This window comes from Bordetella genomosp. 8 (genome assembly GCF_002119685.1).
GTDB lineage: Bacteria > Pseudomonadota > Gammaproteobacteria > Burkholderiales > Burkholderiaceae_B > Bordetella_C.
In genome coordinates, this window is record NZ_CP021108.1 from 2,598,566 (window position 1) to 2,618,077 (window position 19,512).

Here is a 19,512-nt window from a genome sequence, read left to right on the forward strand (position 1 = left end):
CGAAAACGACATGCAGAAAAAAATAAGCGTTTTGTGCGTCGACGATTCCGCGCTGGTGCGCGGCCTGATGACGGAGATCATCAACAGCCAGCCTGACATGGAGGTCGTGGCGACGGCGCCCGATCCGCTGGTGGCCCGTGACCTCATCAAGAAGCACAATCCCGACGTGCTGACGCTGGACGTCGAAATGCCGCGCATGGACGGGCTGGATTTCCTGGAAAAGCTGATGCGCCTGCGACCGATGCCGGTGCTGATGGTGTCCTCGTTGACGGAGCGCGGCTCGGAAATCACGTTGCGCGCGCTGGAGCTGGGGGCGGTGGACTTCGTCACCAAGCCCAAGCTGGGAATACGCGACGGCCTGCTCGAGTACACCGAGGTCATCGCCGACAAGCTGCGCGCGGCGGCTCGCGCCCGCCCCAAGGCTTTGCAGGTGGCCCCCGAAGTCCCCAAGCAGGTGCTGCGCTCGCCGCTGTCCAGCTCGGAAAAGCTGGTGATCATCGGCGCTTCCACCGGCGGCACGGAAGCCATCCGCCACGTCCTGCAGCCCTTGCCGCCGGATAGCCCGGCCATCCTGATCACGCAGCACATGCCGGCGGGTTTCACGCGTTCGTTCGCGCAGCGCCTGGACTCCCTGTGCAGCCTGACGGTACGCGAAGCCACGCATGGCGAACGCGTGCTGCCCGGACACGTCTACCTGGCGCCGGGTGGCGATTGCCATATGCGGCTGGGCCGCAGCGGCGCGAACTACATCGTCGAGCTCGATCCTTCCGAGCCAGTCAACCGCCATCGGCCTTCGGTGGACGTGTTGTTCCATTCGGTGGCGGTATCGGCCGGGCGCAACGCCGTGGGCGTCATCCTGACCGGGATGGGCAAGGACGGCGCGGCGGGCATGCTGGAAATGAAGCGCGCGGGGGCCCGCACCCTGGCGCAGGACGAAGCGAGCTGCGTGGTGTTCGGCATGCCGCGCGAGGCGATCGCGCTGGGCGCCGCCGACGAAATCGTGCCGCTGGGCGCAATGAGCGAACGTATCCTGGCCAACGCCGGAGACCGTGGACACCGCGTATGATGCCGGGCGCCCAGCGTCCCGGTGGAGAATGAATTTTTTGGAGTCGATGAAATGGTTGACAAGAATTTGAAGATTTTGGTGGTTGACGATTTCCCGACCATGCGTCGCATCGTCCGCAACCTGCTCAAGGAATTGGGGTTCGAGAACGTCGACGAAGCCGAGGACGGTCAGATGGCATTGGACAAGCTGCGTACCGGCGGCTTCCAGTTCGTGGTGTCGGACTGGAACATGCCCAACCTGGATGGACTTTCCATGCTGCAGCAGATCCGCGCGGACGCCAATCTCTCCAAGCTGCCCGTGCTGATGGTGACGGCCGAAGCCAAGAAGGAAAACATCGTCGCGGCCGCGCAGGCCGGCGCGAACGGCTACGTGGTCAAGCCCTTCACCGCTGCCACGCTGGAAGAGAAGCTGACCAAGATTTTCGAGAAACTCGGCGGCTGAGGATGCCATGGAAGCCACGCAAAGCCCGAACAGCGATCCCGGCGAACTGATCCATCGCATCGCGTCCCTGACCCGCATGCTGCGCGACAGCATGAAGGAGCTGGGGCTGGACCAGGCGATCAAGGATGCGGCGGAAGCCATCCCCGACGCGCGCGACCGCCTGCGCTATGTAGCGCAGATGACGGAACAGGCCGCCCACCGGGTGCTGAACGCCATCGACCAGGCCCAGCCCATCCAGGACGGCATGGCCAAGAGCGCGCAGGCGCTCGACGCGCGCTGGAACGAGTGGTTCGACAAGCCCGTGGAGCTGGCGGATGCCCGCGAGCTGGTCAAGGACACCCGCGCTTTCCTGCAGGAAGTGCCCAGGCAGACGCAGGCGACGTCGTCCAAGCTGCTGGAAATCATGATGGCGCAGGATTTCCAGGATCTGACTGGCCAGGTCATCATGAAGATGATGGACGTGGTGGGAGCGATCGAGAAGGAATTGCTCCAGGTGCTGATCGACAGCGTCCCGACCGAGCGCCGCGACGAGGCGAACTCGCTGCTGAACGGCCCGCAGGTGAATCCGACCGGCAAGGCGGATGTCGTCACCAGCCAGGACCAGGTCGACGATCTTCTGGCCAGCCTGGGGTTCTAGGCCCACCCCCGAAGCGCTGCGCGTCGGGGGGATTACCACTGGATGGTATCCCTATGGGGAAAAAGCGCCGCTTTCCCCGGCTTGATCGCGGATTCGCTTTTCGCTGCTTTTCCTAAAATTTCGTTGCCACGGCTTGTTTATCCGAAAGGAGGCTCTCGAGAGAGCGCCAGCAGGCCTGGCCGACGTCCGGAACAGCGCGCAGTATGGCCGAAGATAGCGATCTCGAAAAAACCGAAGCCGCCTCACCCCGGCGCCTTGAAAAGGCGCGCGAGGACGGGCAGGTACCCCGCTCGCGGGAGCTCAGCACCTTTCTGGTGCTGGCCACCGGCGTGGCGATCCTGTGGGGCGGCGGCGCTTACATCTACGGTTCGCTGAACGGCATCATGCGCCACGCGTTGGGTTTCGAGCCCAACCTGAGCCGCGACACCAACGTCATGATCGCCAGCGCGGTCGCCAACGGCTGGCAAGCCCTCTTGATGCTTTTGCCCATCCTGGTCCTGCTGGCCATCGCCGGCATCGCCGCCGGCTTGGCGCTGGGCGGCCTGGTGTGGTCCGGCAAGCCCCTGGAATTCAATCTCGGCAAGCTCAATCCGCTGTCCGGCCTGGGCCGCATGTTCTCCTGGCAGACGGCCGTGGAGCTGACCAAGGCCGTCTTCAAGGCGCTGCTGGTGGGGGGCGTGGGCGCCGCCGCGATCTGGAGCTACCACGACGATCTGATCGGCCTGATGCACGCCGCGCCTGCGGCGGCGCTGGCTCGCATGCTGAACATCGTCGGACTGATCTGCGCGCTGGTGGTGGGCGCGCTGCTGCTCATCGCTTTGATGGACGTGCCCTGGCAGATCTTCAGCCATGCCAAGAAATTGCGCATGAGCAAGGAAGACCTGAAGCAGGAATTCAAGGAAAGCGAAGGCGACCCGATGATCAAGGCGCGCATGCGGCAGTTGCAGCGCCAGGCGGCGCGCCGCCGCATGATGGCCGAAGTGCCCAAGGCCGACGTGGTCGTCACCAACCCGACGCATTACGCCGTCGCCCTGCGCTACAGCGACGGCGACATGGCCGCGCCGCGCGTGGTGGCCAAGGGCATGGGCGAGATCGCCGCGCGCATCCGCGAGCTGGCGCAGGAAAACCGCGTGCCGATGCTGGAGGCGCCGCCGCTGGCGCGCGCCCTGTACCGCCACGTCGAACTGGGGCAGGAAATTCCCGCCACCCTGTACACCGCCGTCGCCGAGGTGCTGGCATGGGTGTTCCAGCTGCGCTCCTGGCGTCCGGGCTGGGCGCCGCCGGTGGCGCCGACGAATCTGCCGGTGCCTGACGGGATGGACCCGCAGGCCGGGCTGGCGGCCGCCCCGGCCGCCCCGGCCCCTGAAGGAGCTTAAGGAATGGCCGCGTTGATCGCGATGTTCAAGAATAACGGTGGCGCGCAGGCACGAATGCTTGCCGGCCCGTTGCTGATCGTGCTGGTCCTGGGGATGATGATCCTGCCGTTGCCGGCGTTCATCCTGGACCTGCTGTTCACGTTCAACATCTCGCTGTCGATCATGATCCTGCTGGTCGCCATGTTCACGCGCAAGCCGCTGGACTTCGCGGCTTTTCCGTCCGTGCTGCTGTTCGCCACGCTGTTGCGGCTGTCGCTGAACGTGGCATCGACCCGCGTCGTCCTGCTGAACGGCCATACCGGTCCCGACGCCGCCGGCAAGGTCATCGAGGCGTTCGGCCACTTCCTGGTGGGCGGCAATTTCGCCATCGGCATCATCCTGTTCGCGATCCTGACGATCATCAACTTCATCGTCATCACAAAGGGCGCCGGCCGGATCGCCGAAGTCGGCGCGCGATTCACCCTGGACGCGATGCCCGGCAAGCAGATGGCCATCGACGCGGACCTGAACGCCGGCCTCATCCGCGAGGATGAAGCACGCAAGCGCCGCAGCGAGGTCGCGCAGGAAGCCGATTTCTACGGGTCCATGGACGGCGCCAGCAAGTTCGTGCGCGGCGACGCGGTCGCCGGCCTGCTGATCATGGCGATCAACATCATCGGCGGCCTGATCGTGGGCGTGGCGCAACACGGCCTGTCCATAGGCGACTCGGCACGGGTGTATACGCTGTTGACCATCGGCGACGGCCTGGTGGCACAGATCCCGGCGCTCATCATTTCCACGGCCGCCGGCGCGGTCGTCTCGCGGGTGTCGAGCGAGCAGGACATCGGCCAGCAGATCATCGGCCAGCTGTTTTCCAATCCCGCCGTGCTGTTCCTGACCGCGGGCATCATCGGCGTGATGGGCCTGATCCCCAACATGCCGCACGTGGCCTTCCTGGCGCTGGCCGCCGTGTTCGCCACCGGCGGCTACATGCTGCAGAAAAAGCAGGCGCGCGAAGCCGCCGAGAAGACGCGCGCGCCTTCGCCGGCGCAGGAACAGGCCAAGATCGCCGCCGCGGAGGCCAGCTGGGAAGACGTGTCCATGGTCGACCAGCTTGGCCTGGAAGTGGGCTACCGCCTGATCCCCCTGGTCGATCACTCGCAGAACGGCGAGCTGTTGCATCGCGTGCGCAGCCTGCGCAAGAAATTCGCGCAGGACGTGGGCTTTCTGCCGCCGGTCGTCCACATCCGCGACAACCTGGAGCTCAAGCCCAACGACTACGTCATCCTGCTGTCCGGGGTGGAGGTGGGCCGCGGCGTGGCCATGCCTGGCCAGTGGCTGGCCATCGATCCGGGCGGCGTGACAATCAAGCTGAAGGGCACGCCGACCACCGATCCGGCCTTCGGACTGCCGGCGGTGTGGATCGATGCCTCGTTGCGCGACCAGGCCCAGGTGGCGGGCTACACGGTGGTGGATGCCAGCACCGTGGTCGCCACGCATTTGAACCACCTGATGCACCGCCATGGCTCCCAGCTGCTGGGCCGCCAGGAAGTGCAGCAGCTGCTGGACCGCATCGCCCGCGAAGCGCCCAAGCTGGTCGAGGACCTGGTGCCGAAGACCATTTCGCTCACCGTGCTGCAGAAGGTGCTGCAGGGGCTGTTGAGCGAAGAGGTGCCGATCCGCGATATGCGTTCCATCGTCGACACCATGTCCGAGCACGCGCCGCGCCTGTCGGCCTTGAACGCCACCACGGGTGGACAGCCGGAGGTGGGCGAGCTGATCGCGCTGGTGCGGCGCGCGCTGGGCCGCGCGATTACGCAGCAATGGTTCCCGGGCGACGGGGAAGTCCGTGTCATCGGGCTGGATGTTCGCCTGGAGCGCGTACTGTCGCAGGCCATCGGCACCAGCGGCGTGCTGGAGCCGGGCCTGGCCGATACGCTGCTGCGCGAGGCGCGCGCCGCGGTGGGTCGCCAGGAAGCCCTGGGCAATGCGCCGGTCCTGGTGGTGTCGCCGGTCCTGCGTCCGGCGCTGTCCCGTTTCCTACGCCACCACGTGCCGCAACTGGGCGTGCTGGCGAATACCGAAATTCCAGATGAACGCATCGTGCGCGTCACGGCGCTGATCGGGGGTAACACGTGAAGATCACCCGCTTTTTTGGGACGACGCACCGCGAGGTGATGCGCGAGGTGCGCATGGCCCTCGGGCCGGATGCGCTGATCATTTCCAGCCGCAGCATGGATGGCGGCATCGAAGTGATGGCCACGGATCCGTCGGCCATCGACGACGAAGGCAGGATCGTTTTCCAGGAGCCGGAAACCGTTGTCGCCGAGTCCGCCGCGTCCCTTGCGGCGCCGCCCGTTCCGGTCATCGAACAGCCGGCCTACGCCCGAGCCTACGCCGCGGAGACACCCGCCGCGCCGCCGCGCGCGCCCGTCGCGCCGCCGCCTCCGGCCGGCCCGGCGGACCACACCTTCGCGCTGGTCGACGAAGATAGCTCCCAATACCAGCCGCTGGGCTCTGGCACGCCTGACGTGACGCAGATGACCGAGGCGCTCAACGCGCTGCGCGGCGCGTTGGAAACCCGCATAGACGGCCTGATGTGGGGCAAGGGCCTGAGCCGCGAACCGGTGCCGACCACGCTGTTCCGCACCTTGATGGAAGCCGGCTTCAGCGCCGGCCTGGTCCGCGCCATGCTCTCGCGCCTGCCGCCGCGGATGACCTTCGCGGCCGCCATGAACTGGGCGCGCAATGAACTGATCAAGCACCTGCCCGTCATCGGCGACGAAGACGAACTGCTGGGCAGCGGCGGCGTATTCGCGCTGGTCGGCCCGACCGGGGTCGGCAAGACCACCACGCTGGCCAAGCTGGCCGCCCGCTGCGTGGAGCGCGTGGGCCGCGACCAGGTCGCCATGCTGACCACCGACAATTTCCGTATCGGCGCCCACGAGCAATTGCAGATCTACGGCCGCCTGATGGGCGTGCCCACGCGCTCCGTGCGCGACGTCGGCCAACTGCGCGAAACCCTGGCCGAGCTGGGCGCGCGCAGGATCATCCTGATCGACACGACGGGGATCAGCCAGCGCGACCGGCACGTCGCCGAACAGGCCGCCATGCTGTGCGGCGCCGGCCGGCCGGTGCAGCGCCTGGTCGTGCTGAACGCGGCCAGCCAGGGCGACACGCTGGACGAAGTGGCGCACGCCTACCGCAACGGCGCCGACGAAGACGTGCGCGGCTGCATCATCACCAAGATCGACGAAGCCTCGCGTTATGCCGCGGCGCTCGACACCGCCATACGCCACCGCCTGCCGATCCACTACGTCTCGCGCGGCCAGCGCGTGCCGGAGCACATGGAAGTGCCGACGGCCGCCGAGCTGGTGGACGGCGCCTTCGCCTGCCTGCGCCGGCCTGCCTTGTACGCCCCCAGCGAAGCCGACCTGGCGGCGCTCTGGTCGGCGTCGCGCGAAGAGGCCGGCGGCCTGCTCGGCATGGACCCCGTGCGTCGGCGGCAACTGCTGGCGTCGGCCATGCTGCGTCCGCAGGGTGCCAACGCCGAAACCGAACAGAATATGGATGCGGCGCTGGCCTGGATCAATACCGATCCGGCCTGCGTACAGGCACGCGAACTGTGGCGGGGCCTGAGCGGCGGCCAGACCTTGCCCACGCCGTCGTTGTCGCGCATGCCCCTGGACATGGTCCGCGCCGAATTTTCCGCGACCTGCTCCAGGCACCTGCTGGTGCTGCACGGACAGATCGCCATGAGCGGCCCCGGCATGCCCGGCGGCACGCTGGCGTCTTCTCTGCTGATGAGCGACCGCGGCGCCGCGCTGGCCGCGCCTGTGCAGCAGCTGATGCTGGAACACGGCACCGTTTCCAGCATCGACAGCGGCGCCAGGCCGGCCGCCAACGTGGCCGACGCGCTGGTCGCGCGAGCGGACTGGCTGCAGGCCGCGCTCAAGCCGCTACCCGTCGTGCACCTGATCGCCGCCGGTACCGCGGCCCTCTGGCAATCCTTGTCCGCGCAGGGCATGGACTGGATGTCCCGTTGCACGGGCGCGTTCCGCGTGGTCCAGGACGAAACGCCGACCACCTTGCAGGCCATCGGCAAGACGCTGGGCTATGTCCCGGTGGGCGAGGCCGGCGACATGGTGGGCCTGACGCACATGGCGGGCGACAAACTCGTCCCGTTGCGCCTGTGGGCAGCGGGCACCGAGGTCACGCAGGCGGCGCGCGGCGCGGACACGGCGCCGCTGCGCGCCGTATGCGCCAAGCTGATCGACCCGTCCGGACGTGTGGTGCAGCAGGTCTATGGCCTGACCAACGTGGGCGTGGCCCATGCCGACGCGGCCACCATCGCGCGCTGGCTGGTCCTGCACGATCATGCCAAGGGCGCTTTCCGCTACATGGCGCATTCCTGGCAGCCCTTGACTGGCGCCAGCATGGGCGACGACTCTACCCTGCGCCAGGTGCTGATGGCCGGGCAGATGGGCGCCGCGTGCTGGCAACTGGCCCACGCGCCTTCGGCGTCCGTCATGCGCAAGCTGCTGCAGGACCTGATGGGGCCGGAGCGCAAGCTCCCCGCGCGCCTGGTGCCGCCGGCCTTGCTGCGCTTCCTGGCCATGGTGGAAATGGCGGGTGAGGGCGGCGCGGCCTGACCCGCCGCCGTCGAACAAAAAGGCCGGCATGTGCCGGCCTTTTTGTTTCAGCGATCGCTACCGTCAGGTCGCGATGATGGTCTTGCCCGTGTTGCCCTGGCGCGCACGGCCGTTGGGTTCGTACAGGCTGGACCGTTTGGTCAGGGACTGCAGCGCGTCCAGCGCTTCCTCGGTATAGCGCAGGTGCATATCGATCAGCGCGCCGTTGCGGTCGTTGATGCCCGCGGCGGCGGCGCAGCGGTCGAGCAGCTGGCGCCAGGTCCCGGCGATTTCCGGGTGCTGCGCGGCGGCTTCGGTGGTGCCGTCGTGCCCCGGACCGAAACCGAGCTCGGCGAGCAGGGCGTCGCGCCGTTCGCTCAGTTCATGCAGCCGCGCGGCGATCCCGTTCTTCGAAACGGTGATCTGGTTCAATGCATTGAAGGACTGGCGCTCCGTCAGGGCGACCGTTTCGGAACCGAGCAGCTCGGCGAATTCGGCGACCACCGCATCTTCTTCCCGCAGGCAGGCGTGCAGCTTTTCCGTGGCACTCATGACGCTCACTTCAACAGTTCCTGGGCGCTGGCGATCAGGCCATCGGCGATTTTGGTGGGATCGATCTTGAGCTGGCCGGCCGCGATGGCGTCGCGGATGGCCTGGACCTTGGCGGTATCGATGTCGCCGGCGCCGTTCTGCAGGTCGATCAGCTTGCGGGACATGGGGCTCAGGTCCACCTGTGCGCTGCTCGACCCGCCGCCGGCGACGCCGCCATAGGCCTGGGCGACCGCGCTGCGCGCGCCCGTGGTCTCCGCGGGGGTGGTCGAAGGCCGGGTAGTCGAGGAATTGATCTTCACGTCAAAATCCCGCCGGAACGGGCTCCTGGCTGTGCGGGCGGAAGCGCCTGCGTATGTCCCTGTAACGGCATCGGCGCCCCAAACTTTAGGGCGGGCTTGCGGGACGGGTTCCCCAGTTTACCGGCCTGGGCCTCGGCCGCCAAAATGGCCGATCGGCGGCCAACGTGCCCGCATATGTTCAGAATAATGTCAGGATTCGCCATTTTTATAGCGGTACTTCCACGATGCCGGTGGGCTGCAGGATGCCGCTGACGACCTGGCCGGAGGACGTCTTGACTTCCACCGTCGACCCCGGCGTGGCGTTCTGCATCACCTGGCCTTCGCTGCTGACCACGAAACCCGCGCCGCGCGCCGTGATGCGCACCGTCTGCCCGCGCTGCACCGAGCCGGCGCTGCGCAGGTTGTTGGCCCGCACGGGTTGCCCCATGCCGACGCGGTAGCCCACGGTCATGCCGATCACGCTCTGGGGATCGGTGATGGCGCCCGGGGGAAGGTTGATCAGGTCGCCGTCGCGCGGCGCCAGGTCTTCCATGCGCAGGGTCTCGCCCGCATTGATGGGACGCGCGGCCACGTAGTACTGGCCAGGCAGGCTGACGGTGGCCTGCACATACACATTCCACGGCTTGGGAGAAGCGCAGCGCACCCCGACGCTCATGCGGGCACGCGGCCGCATCGGCCCGGCCATCGAGGCGGTCAGGGCGTCGCAGGCGGGCAGGCGTTCCGTGTGCACCTCGTCCATCTGGATGTTGGGCTGCGCCGGCAGCGATGCCAGCTGCTGCAACAGATAGTTCTGCGCGACCTGCTGGACCGCCGCGGGATCCTGCGGCCGATCGACCGCCTGGGCCTGGGCGCGCGCGGCGCCGGGCAGGGTGCCCAGCGCGGCGAGCGCCAGGGCAAGGATCGGAATACGTCGGATCATGGGCATGGACGGAATTGTAGAAGTCCGGGCGCATAAGCAATACCCGAATTGGCGGACGAATAGTCGGTTATTTGGATGATTGTGCGTTGCCCGCCGCACCTATGATTCCTTCCGTGCCGAAAGGTCCGCCCCGCAGCGCCGTTCCGCAAGGAGCGCGCGCCATTCGCCTTGGGGTTGGCCCGTACGCACCGGCCCGGCAACCGCCCGGCTGGATGGCCGCATGGCCCCGTACGACCAGGGACGCGACCCGGAATGATAGACCGCCTCAGCCAGGATCTTGGCTTTTTCCAGCAATCGCTGGGCCTGCGCGCGCAGCGCCAGGAAGTCCTGTCGGCCAACATCGCCAATGCCGATACGCCCAACTTCAAGGCGCGCGACTTCGATTTCCGCTCGGCGCTGGAAGGCGCGATGGGCTCGAACCTGAACCTGCCGGCGGTGAGCCTGTCGCTGACTTCGCCGCGCCACATTCCGGCGCAGGGCCCGACCCAGCCGACGGTGGACCTGCTGTACCGCAATCCGTACCAGGCCAGCCTGGACGGCAATACCGTGGACATGGACGGCGAGCGGGTGCGCTTCGCCGACAACACGCTGCATTACCAGAGCACCTCCACCGTCCTGACCTCCAAGATCAAGGACATGCTGCTGGCCATCTCCGAATAACGCGGAAACGGGATAGACCATGGGTTTGTTGAGCATTTTCGATATCGCGGGTTCGGCGCTGACGGCGCAGTCGCAGCGCATGAACGTGGCGGCCAGCAACCTGGCCAACGCCGATAGCGCCGTCGGTCCCGACGGCCAGCCGTACCGGGCCCGCCAGGTGGTTTTCCAGGTGAATCCGTCGCAAGGCCAGATGACCGGCGCCGAAATCGGCGGCGTGCGCGTGGCCGGCATCGTGCAGAGCGATGCGCCGATGAAGCGCCTGTTCGATCCGTCCAACCCGCTGGCCGACAACCAGGGCTACGTCACCATGCCCAACGTCGACCCGGTTGCCGAAACGGTGAACATGATTTCGGCGTCGCGTTCGTACCAGGCCAACGTCGAAGTGCTGAACACGGCCAAGACGTTGATGCAGAAAACCTTGCAGATCGGCCAGTAGCGCGACCCGCGCGGCGATCCCGGATACCGGAGTCTTGCATGACCACCACCAGTAACGTCAACAACAGCAACAACACCGCCAACACCGCCAACACGGCGACTTCGGGCGGCGCGTCCAGTGCGCAGTCCCTGCAGGACCAGTTCCTGACGCTGCTGGTTGCCCAGTTGAACAACCAGGATCCGCTCAATCCGATGGACAACTACCAGTTGACCTCGCAATTGGCGCAGATCTCCACCGTGCAGGGCGTGCAGGACTTGAAGAGCGTCCTGCAGACCATCAGCAGCCAGGTCGACCTGGGCCAGTCGATGGACGCCGTGTCCATGATAGGCAAGCAGGTGCTTTTCCCGGGCGACTCGCTGAAGGTCGATACCGATGCCACCGGCACGCGCGTCATGACGCCGATCGGCATCGACGTGCAGAACGACGCGCACGACGTCTCGATCAAGGTCCTGGACAGCACGGGCCGCGTGGTCCGCTCCATGGACCTGGGCGCGCAGGACGCCGGCGTCATCATGCCGTCGTGGGATGGCAAGGACGACACGGGCAACGCGGTGCCGGACGGCAAGTACACGTTCACCGTCAAGGCGACCGATGCGAACGGCAACGCCGTTACGGCCGAGGCGCTCACCTACGGCCAGGTGGGCGGGGTTTCGTACGGGACGCAGGGCGTGCGGCTGGACGTGGGCCTGGCCGGCCAGGTCAGCCTGCTGGATGTGCGCAAGGTTTTGGGTACCTGATAGACAGCGGCGGCCTCGGCCGCCCTTTGCCGGTCTTCCGGCTTCCATCAATTTTCTGAAAAAAGCGAGAGAACATGGGCTTCGGACAAGGACTTAGCGGCCTGGATGCCGCGTCGCAGAATCTGGACGTGATCGGCAACAACATCGCCAACGCCAATACGGTGGGTTTCAAGTCCGCCACGGCCACGTTCGCCGACATCTACGCCACGTCGCGCGTAGGCCTGGGCGTGAAGGTCGCCTCGATCGACCAGCGCTTCACGGTGGGCAACGTGACCTCCACCGGCGGCCAGTACGACCTGGCCATCGACGGCGCCAACGGGTTCTTCCGCATGGTCGACGGCAGCGGGGCGGTTTCCTATACCCGCAACGGCCAGTTCGGCATCGACAAGGACAACAACATCATCAATGCCGCAGGCCAGCAATTGACCGGCTATGGTCCGGGCGGCATCGGTACCGCGCCCGTCCCGCTGTCGCTGCCCACGGCCAATATCGCGCCGGCGGCGACGACCAAGTCCGGCTTCACGGCCAACCTGAACGCCAATGCGACCGTGATTCCCACGACGACGGCCTTCGATCCGGCCAATACCGCGACCTATACGGATTCGCAGCCGATGACGGTGTACGACTCGCTGGGCAACTCGCACCAACTGACCACGTATTTCGCCAAGCGCCCCGGCGTTGCCGGTCCCCCGGCCACCAGCGTGTACGACGTGTACTACACGCTGGACGGCGCCGCGATGGCGCCCACCACGCCGCCGGACGCCACGACCACGCCGGCCACGCCGTGGGGCGGCGCGACCCAGTTGACCTTCGACACCTCGGGGCGCCTGCTCAATAATCCGCCCACGGTGAACCTGTCGTTTGCCACGCCCGGCGGCACGGGTTCGCCCGCGGCCCCGCTGGCCATCGCGATGGACTACACGGGCACCTCGCAGTTCGGCGGCGACTTCTCCGCCGGCTTCACCCCGGACGGCAACACCACCGGCGAGTTCAGCAGCATCAGCTTCGGCAAGGATGGCAGCATCATCGCCAACTACACCAACGGCAAGACGCAGACCGTCGGCACCGTGGCGCTGGCCAGCTTCAACAACGTCAACGGCCTGCAGCCCATCGGCGACAACGCCTGGAGCGAAACGTCGGAATCCGGCCAGGCCGTGCTCGGCCAGCCGGGCACCAACGGGCTCGCCAGCCTGCAAGGTCAGGCGGTGGAAGCCTCCAACGTCAACCTGAGCACCGAACTGGTCAACATGATCGTGGCGCAGCGCACCTACCAGGCCAACACGAACACGATCAAGACGCAGGACCAGGTGTTGCAGTCGCTGCTGGCCATTCAGTAAGCGCGACGGTAAACGGAACCCAGGCAGGATAGGCAGGCATGGATCGAGTCATTTACACCGCGATGAACGGCGCTGTTCGCATCAACGAGGAACAGGCCGTTCTGACCAACAACATGGCCAACGTGAATACGCCCGGGTTCCGGGCGCAGATGGCCATGTACCGGTCGGTGCCGGTCAACGACGGCACCAGCCTGCCCACTCGCGTTTCCACCGTCGCCGCCACGCCCCGCAACGATTTCGCGCCAGGCGTGATGGATGCCACCGGGCGCGACCTGGACATCGCCGTGACCGGCGATGGCTGGATCGCGGTGCAGACGCCGCAGGGCGAGGCCTACACGCGCGCTGGCGATCTGCAGGTCGGCGTCAACGGCCTGCTGCAGACGGCCCAGGGCATGCCGGTGCTGTCCAACCAGAACGGCCCCATCGACGTCCCGCCCAACGCGACGCTGACCATTGCGTCGGACGGCACGATCACGGCCATCGGCGCCGGCGACCCGCCCAACACCATCCTCAACCTGGGGACCATCAAGCTGGTCAGTCCGCCGCTGGCCTCGCTGGTGCACGGCGACGACGGCGTGTTCCGCCGCGTCGCGGCCAATGGCCAGCCGGCGCCGGCCATGCCCGCCGATCCGACCTTGCGCGTGATGCCCGGCGTGCTGGAAGGCAGCAATGCCAACGCCGCGTCCTCCATGGTCGGCATGATCGAGAATTCGCGGCGTTTCGAGATGCAGATGCAGGTCATCCGCGACGCGCAGACCAACGAGGACAAGGCCAACACCTTGCTCTCCGTCGGCTAAGTATTTCAGCAAAGCATATATCGTGACGCGGCTTTCGCGCCGCGCACCCAGGAGCCCTAAACACCATGCTACGTTCGCTGTGGATCGCCAAGACCGGCCTGGAAGGCCAGCAGACTTCGCTGGACGTCATTTCCAACAACCTGGCCAACGTCAACACCAATGGCTTCAAGCGCGGCCGGGCCGTGTTCCAGGACCTCATGTACCAGACGCTGCGCCAGCCCGGCGCGCAGGTCGGCGACGCGAACCAGCTGCCGTCGGGCCTGCAACTGGGCACCGGTACGCGCGTGGCCGCCACGGAACGCCTGCACACCGAAGGCAACCTGACCAACACCAGCGATCCCATGGACATCGCGATCCAGGGGCAGGGTTTCCTGAACGTCCAGCTGCCTGACGGCACGGACGCCTATACGCGCGACGGGTCGCTGCAGGTCGACCAGAACGGCCAGCTGACCACCGCCGGCGGCCTGGTGATCCAGCCGCCCATCAACGTGCCCAACAATGCGCTGTCGCTGACCATCGGCAAGGACGGCACCGTTTCGGTGACCCAGCCCGCCGCGCCCGGCACCAACGTGCAGATCGGCCAATTGCAGCTGGCCAATTTCATCAATCCCAACGGATTGCAGGCGGTCGGCGATAACCTGTACCTGGAAACGGACGCCTCGGGCGCGCCCAACATCGGCCAACCCACGGTGGACGGCCTGGGCAGCATCCTGCAGCAGTACGTCGAAACCTCCAACGTCAATGTCGCGGAGGAACTGGTGAACATGATCACCACCCAACGCGCCTACGAAATGAACAGCAAGGCAGTCGAAACGTCCGACCAGATGCTCGCCCGCCTGACCCAGCTTTGATGAAACGACCCATGCGCGCCGTGCTTTTCCTTCGTTCCGTGTTTTTCCTGGCGGTGGGCAAACCGGCCTGGCGCGGCGTGGCGGCGTCTTTCCTGTTGACCGCCGGACTGGCGGGTTGTTCGCTGGTGCCGCCCGAGCCGGTCGTGCTGGGGCCGACCACGGCCATGCCGCCCATGCCCACGGCGCCGACGCCCGTGCCGGATGGGTCCATCTACCAGCCCACCGTCTACGGCAACTACCCGCTGTTCGAGGATCGCCGTCCGCGCAACGTCGGCGACGTCGTGACGGTGGTGCTTGAAGAAAGAACCGCAGCCGCCAAGAACGTCGCGACCAATACGACGCGCACGTCCAGCACCGACAATTCCATCGCCGCTTCGCCGGGTTTCCTGGGCAGTTGGTTCAACGCCAAGCTCGATACGAATACCACCGGCAGCAATGTGAACAAGGGCGCGGGCGACAGCAGCGCCAACAATACCTTCACGGGCGTGCTGACGACCACGGTGGTCGGCGTCCTGCCGAATGGCAACCTGCAGGTGGCCGGCGAAAAGCAGATCGCGATCAATCGCGGCAGCGAATACATCCGTTTCTCCGGCGTGGTGGACCCGCGCTCGGTGACCGGGGTGAATACCGTGTCATCGACCCAGGTGGCCGACGCGCGCATCGAGTACCGCAGCAAGGGCGTCATGGACGAAGTCCAGACCATGGGCTGGCTGCAGCGCTTCTTCCTGATCGCGAACCCGTTCTAATTCCGATATGACTTATCTCACAGCCTATCCCGACGCGCTCCGCCGCCTGGCGGGGGCGCTGCTGGCGGGCGTGCTGCTGGCCGCGGCCGGCCTGGCGCATGCCGAGCGGCTGAAGGACCTGGCCAGCATCCAGGGCGTGCGGGGCAACCAGTTGATCGGCTACGGCCTCGTGGTCGGCCTGGACGGGACCGGCGACCAGGTGCGCCAGGCGCCGTTCACCCAGCAGAGCGTCACGAACATGCTGTCGCAGCTGGGCGTGACCATGCCGAACAACAGCAATATGCAGCTCAAGAACGTCGCGGCGGTCATGGTGACCATGAGCCTGCCGGCGTTCTCGCGGCCCGGGCAGACCTTCGACGTCAACGTGTCGTCGATGGGCAACGCCAAGAGCCTGCGTGGCGGCACCCTGTTGCTGACGCCGATGAAGGGCGCCGATGGCCAGGTCTATGCCCTGGCCCAGGGCAATATCCTGGTCGGTGGCGCGGGTGCGTCCGCCGGCGGATCGAGCGTGCAGATCAACCAGTTGAACGGCGGCCGCATCAGCAACGGCGCCGTCGTCGAGCGCGGCGTGCCAACGACCTTCGCGCGCAACGGCAATATGTTCGTGGAGCTGAACGAGCTGGATTTCGGCACCGCTCAGAACGTCGCGGCCGCCTTGAACCGGCATTTCGGCGGCGGCGTGTCGCAGGTCGTCGACGGCCGGACGATACGCGTGCAGGCGCCCACCGATCCGGCCGCTCAGGCCGCCTTCATTTCGCAGATGGAAAACCTGCAGGTGACGCGCGCGCCGGCCACCGCCAAGGTCATCGTCAACGCCCGTACCGGTTCGGTGGTGATGAACCGCACCGTGATGCTGGAAGAATCCGCCGTCGCCCATGGCAACCTGTCGGTGGTGGTCAACCAGACCAATGCGGTGTCACAGCCCAACACCCCGTTCGGCGGCGGCCAGACCGTCGTGGTGCCGAACACGCAGATCGACGTCCGCCAGGAAAACGGCTCCCTGCAGCACGTGCGCACCAGCGCCAACCTGGCCGACGTGGTGCGGGCGCTCAACGCCCTGGGCGCCACGCCGCAGGATCTGCTGGCCATCCTGCAAGCCATGCAGACGGCCGGCGCCTTGCGCGCCGAGCTGGAGATCATCTAAGCCATGGCGCTCGGCTCCTCCCACACCGCAGGCGCCGGCCAGCCCTCCATTTTCGATTTCGGCTCGCTGTCCAGCCTGCATCGCGACGTGACCACCCAGCCGGGCTCCGCCGAGAAGCAGGCCGAGGTGGCGCGCCAGTTCGAAGCCGTCTACATCCAGATGCTGCTCAAGCAGATGCGCCAGGCCACCATGAAAAGCGGCCTGCTCGATTCCAACGAGTCGCAGATGATGCAATCCATGGCCGACCAGCAGCTGGCGCTGCAACTGGCCAATCCCGGCATCGGGCTGGCGCAGTCGCTGCTGAAGCAGATGCAGGCTAACCTGCCCGGGGCTAACCAGCCCGCCGCCGGACAGGATGGCGCGGCGCAGGACGGCGGCGCCCAGGATGGCGCCCAGGCCATGAAGCCCCTGGACCTGGCCGCCCGCACGGTGACCTCCGGATCGTCGAACCCGGAAATCGCCGCCCTGCTGCGCGTGCTGCGGCGGGGCGGGGCATCCGACCGCGCTTTGGCCGCGGCGGAGGGCGCGCCCGACCATGTGGTGGACTTCGTCGCCCAGATGGCGCCGGCCGCGAAAGCCGCGGAACGCCAGAGCGGCGTGCCGGCCCGCCTGATCCTGGGCCAGGCCGCCCTGGAATCCGGCTGGGGCCAGCGCGAGATCCGTTACCCCGACGGCCGCACCAGCTACAACCTGTTCGGCATCAAGGCCGGCGACAGCTGGAAGGGCAAAACGGTCAATGTCCTGACCACCGAATACGAGAACGGCACGCCACGCAAGGTCACGCAGGCGTTCCGCGCCTACAACTCCTACGAGGAATCCTTCGCCGACTACGCGCGCCTGCTGGGCACCAATCCGCGCTACGACGCGGTCGCCGACGCGCGCGACGAAATCGACGCGGCCCGCCGCATCCAGGCAGCCGGCTATGCCACCGACCCCCGTTACGCGGACAAGCTGATCGGCGTCATGGGACAGCTGCAGGGCGCCGGGCGGCTGGCCAAGGTGTCCGACGCGACCGGCCTGGACGGCAAGGCAGAGCTGCTGGGCAGTGATTTCGAGGGCGCCGGAGACCCCTAGGACAGGGAAACGCGGCGGCCGCACTGCCGGCGCCGAGCATCACCTTGCATTTCATTAAGTTTCGAACGCGCTTGCCGTTAAGCCAATATCCAGACGTTTCAACACGGTTATTCGAGAGGCATCCCGACCATGAGTTTGTACAGCCTGGGCCTGAGTGGTCTGAATGCGGCGCAAGCGGGGTTGACCACCACCGGCCATAACATCGACAACTCCACGACGGACGGCTACAACCGCCAGCGCGTGCTGACGTCGACGGCGGGCTCGACGCCCAGTTCGGCCGGCTTCTACGGCCGTGGGGTGCAGGTCGACACGGTGCAGCGCCAGTACGACAGCTTCCTGTACAAGCAACTGGTCGGCTCGCAGAGCACCAGCTCCTCGTACTCGACCTACCTGGACCAGGTCACCCAGATCGACAACATGATGGGTGACGAGACAGTGGGCATCTCCCCGGCGCTGGCGGATTTCTTCGCCAGCGTGAATGCCGTGGCCAGCAAGCCGGCGGATGCCGCCACGCGGCAGGACCTGATCGGCAAGGGCCAGGCCCTGGTATCGCAGATCAATTCCGCCTATCAGGACCTGCAGACCCAGCGCGACGGCCTGAACCAGCAGATCAGCCAGACGGTCAATTCCGTCAACGGTTACCTGAACCAGATCAACAAGCTGAACCAGGAAATCGTGGTGGCTCGCGGCCAGGGCGGCGGCAATGCGCCCAACGACCTGCTGGATCAGCGCGACCAGCTGCTGTCGGAACTGTCGAAGACGGTGGGCATCCGCTATACCACCCAGGGCGACACGGTCAGTATTTCGCTGGAGTCCGGCCAGGCCTTGCTCTCGGGCACGACGGTTTACTCCCTGCAGGCCATTCCGTCGGCCGCGGACCCGACCCGCACGGTGGTGGCCTACAACCTGCCGTCCGGCCCGGGCGGGGCCACGACCCCGGTCGAACTCAACGACGCCAAGCTCACCAACGGCACCCTGGGCGGCCTGCTGCAGTTCCGTTCGAACTCGCTGGACGTGGTGCAGAACCAGCTGGGCCAGATGGCCGCCGGGCTGGCGGTGACCTTCAATGCGCTGCACCAGCAGGGCGTCGACCTGCAGGGCAATGCCGGCGGTGACTTCTTTTCGCTGCCGTCGTCCACCGCGCTGACGGGCGCCAAGAACACGGGCAATGGCAGCCTGACGGCGACCTACACCGACGCCAGCCAGCTGACCGCCAACGACTACAAGATCACCTACGACGGCACCAACTATACGGTCACGCGCCTGCCGGACAACACCTCGGTGACGGCGACGCCCACGGGCACGCCGCCCACCGCGCTGGATTTCGACGGGCTGACGGTCAGCATCACCGGTACGCCGAACGCCGGCGACAACTGGACGCTGCAACCTACCCGCAACGCGGCGCGCGACCTGGGGATGGCGATCACCGATCCGGCCAAGATCGCCGCGTCCAGCACCACGAATCCGGGCTCGGCCAACGGCGACAACGCCCTGGCCCTGGCCAAGCTGCAGACCACGCGCAACCTGGCGGGCGGTTCGCTGAGCGTGACCGACCTGTTCTCGCAGATCGTCAACAACGTCGGCCAGCAGACCGCCGACGCCAAGGCCAACGACAAGGCGCAGACGTCCGTCGTCAACCAGCGCACGGCGAACAATGCATCGATTTCGGGCGTGAACCTGAACGAAGAGTACGTGAATCTTTCGCAGTACCAGGAGCAGTATCAGGCCGCCGCCAAGATCATCGACGTGGCGAGCACCGTCTTCGACGCCTTGCTGGGCCTGAAGTAATCCTGCCACCCGTATCAAGATAAAGCGCATCCGGAGTAACAC

General features: G+C 66.6%; 19 protein-coding genes. 16 read left to right on the top strand and 3 right to left on the bottom strand.

Annotated features, from left to right (window positions below; genetic code table 11):
- Positions 1-10: 10 nt before the first annotated feature.
- The 6 genes from CAL12_RS11845 to flhF all read left to right on the top strand — a co-directional run bounded on the left by CAL12_RS11845 (position 11) and on the right by flhF (position 8,151).
- Entirely contained in the window at positions 11-1,066 is a 1,056-nt protein-coding gene (locus CAL12_RS11845; protein ID WP_086064617.1) for a protein-glutamate methylesterase/protein-glutamine glutaminase, read from the top strand.
- A gap of 51 nt (positions 1,067-1,117) precedes the next feature.
- A complete protein-coding gene (gene cheY / locus CAL12_RS11850; RefSeq protein ID WP_086064618.1) occupies positions 1,118-1,507 on the top strand; it encodes a chemotaxis response regulator CheY in 390 nt (129 codons plus the stop codon).
- 7 nt (positions 1,508-1,514) lie between these two features.
- Positions 1,515-2,144: a protein phosphatase CheZ gene (cheZ, locus tag CAL12_RS11855; protein WP_086064619.1), complete on the top strand. Its 630-nt coding sequence runs from the start codon at positions 1,515-1,517 to the stop codon at positions 2,142-2,144.
- Positions 2,145-2,347: 203 nt separating this feature from the next.
- Positions 2,348-3,520 (top strand): flagellar biosynthesis protein FlhB, encoded by a 1,173-nt coding sequence (flhB, locus tag CAL12_RS11860; protein WP_086064620.1) that lies wholly within the window; start codon positions 2,348-2,350, stop codon positions 3,518-3,520.
- A 3-nt stretch (positions 3,521-3,523) separates the two neighbouring features.
- Positions 3,524-5,638 (top strand): flagellar biosynthesis protein FlhA, encoded by a 2,115-nt coding sequence (flhA, locus tag CAL12_RS11865; RefSeq protein ID WP_086064621.1) that lies wholly within the window; start codon positions 3,524-3,526, stop codon positions 5,636-5,638.
- Positions 5,635-8,151, top strand: a complete 2,517-nt coding sequence (flhF, locus tag CAL12_RS11870) for a flagellar biosynthesis protein FlhF (protein ID WP_086064622.1) — start codon at positions 5,635-5,637, stop codon at positions 8,149-8,151. The genes flhA and flhF overlap by 4 nt, the downstream gene beginning before the upstream one ends.
- A 63-nt stretch (positions 8,152-8,214) precedes the next feature.
- Here the strand turns inward: flhF and CAL12_RS11875 are convergent, their stop codons facing one another.
- From CAL12_RS11875 to flgA, 3 genes are all read right to left on the bottom strand, one after another.
- Positions 8,215-8,682, bottom strand: coding sequence for a flagella synthesis protein FlgN (locus CAL12_RS11875; protein ID WP_086064623.1), 468 nt, complete (start codon positions 8,680-8,682; stop codon positions 8,215-8,217).
- Positions 8,683-8,687: 5 nt separating this feature from the next.
- Complete coding sequence (flgM, locus tag CAL12_RS11880; RefSeq protein ID WP_086064624.1) at positions 8,688-8,981, bottom strand: flagellar biosynthesis anti-sigma factor FlgM; 294 nt, start codon at positions 8,979-8,981, stop codon at positions 8,688-8,690.
- Positions 8,982-9,186: 205 nt separating this feature from the next.
- On the bottom strand, positions 9,187-9,900 hold the full coding sequence (flgA, locus tag CAL12_RS11885) for a flagellar basal body P-ring formation chaperone FlgA (RefSeq protein WP_086067833.1): 714 nt from the start codon (positions 9,898-9,900) through the stop codon (positions 9,187-9,189).
- Between the two features lie 252 nt (positions 9,901-10,152).
- On the opposite strand from flgA, the gene flgB reads away from it, so the two are divergent.
- From flgB to flgK, 10 genes are all read left to right on the top strand, one after another.
- Positions 10,153-10,560 carry a flagellar basal body rod protein FlgB gene (flgB, locus tag CAL12_RS11890; RefSeq protein ID WP_086064625.1) on the top strand — a complete coding sequence of 136 codons (408 nt, stop codon included), beginning with the start codon at positions 10,153-10,155 and terminating at the stop codon, positions 10,558-10,560.
- 19 nt (positions 10,561-10,579) lie between these two features.
- On the top strand, positions 10,580-10,996 hold the full coding sequence (flgC, locus tag CAL12_RS11895; protein WP_086064626.1) for a flagellar basal body rod protein FlgC: 417 nt from the start codon (positions 10,580-10,582) through the stop codon (positions 10,994-10,996).
- Positions 10,997-11,034: 38 nt separating this feature from the next.
- Positions 11,035-11,733 carry a flagellar hook capping FlgD N-terminal domain-containing protein gene (locus CAL12_RS11900; protein WP_086064627.1) on the top strand — a complete coding sequence of 233 codons (699 nt, stop codon included), beginning with the start codon at positions 11,035-11,037 and terminating at the stop codon, positions 11,731-11,733.
- Between the two features lie 74 nt (positions 11,734-11,807).
- Entirely contained in the window at positions 11,808-13,070 is a 1,263-nt protein-coding gene (gene flgE / locus CAL12_RS11905) for a flagellar hook protein FlgE (protein ID WP_086064628.1), read from the top strand.
- Between the two features lie 38 nt (positions 13,071-13,108).
- Positions 13,109-13,867, top strand: coding sequence for a flagellar basal body rod protein FlgF (locus tag CAL12_RS11910; protein ID WP_086064629.1), 759 nt, complete (start codon positions 13,109-13,111; stop codon positions 13,865-13,867).
- 65 nt (positions 13,868-13,932) lie between these two features.
- On the top strand, positions 13,933-14,718 hold the full coding sequence (gene flgG / locus CAL12_RS11915; protein ID WP_086064630.1) for a flagellar basal-body rod protein FlgG: 786 nt from the start codon (positions 13,933-13,935) through the stop codon (positions 14,716-14,718).
- 11 nt (positions 14,719-14,729) lie between these two features.
- Entirely contained in the window at positions 14,730-15,464 is a 735-nt protein-coding gene (locus CAL12_RS11920; protein WP_086064631.1) for a flagellar basal body L-ring protein FlgH, read from the top strand.
- Between the two features lie 7 nt (positions 15,465-15,471).
- Positions 15,472-16,608: a flagellar basal body P-ring protein FlgI gene (locus tag CAL12_RS11925; RefSeq protein ID WP_086064632.1), complete on the top strand. Its 1,137-nt coding sequence runs from the start codon at positions 15,472-15,474 to the stop codon at positions 16,606-16,608.
- Positions 16,609-16,611: 3 nt separating this feature from the next.
- Positions 16,612-17,682, top strand: a complete 1,071-nt coding sequence (gene flgJ, locus CAL12_RS11930) for a flagellar assembly peptidoglycan hydrolase FlgJ (RefSeq protein WP_086064633.1) — start codon at positions 16,612-16,614, stop codon at positions 17,680-17,682.
- 129 nt (positions 17,683-17,811) lie between these two features.
- A complete protein-coding gene (gene flgK / locus CAL12_RS11935) occupies positions 17,812-19,470 on the top strand; it encodes a flagellar hook-associated protein FlgK (RefSeq protein ID WP_086064634.1) in 1,659 nt (552 codons plus the stop codon).
- Positions 19,471-19,512: the final 42 nt, after the last annotated feature.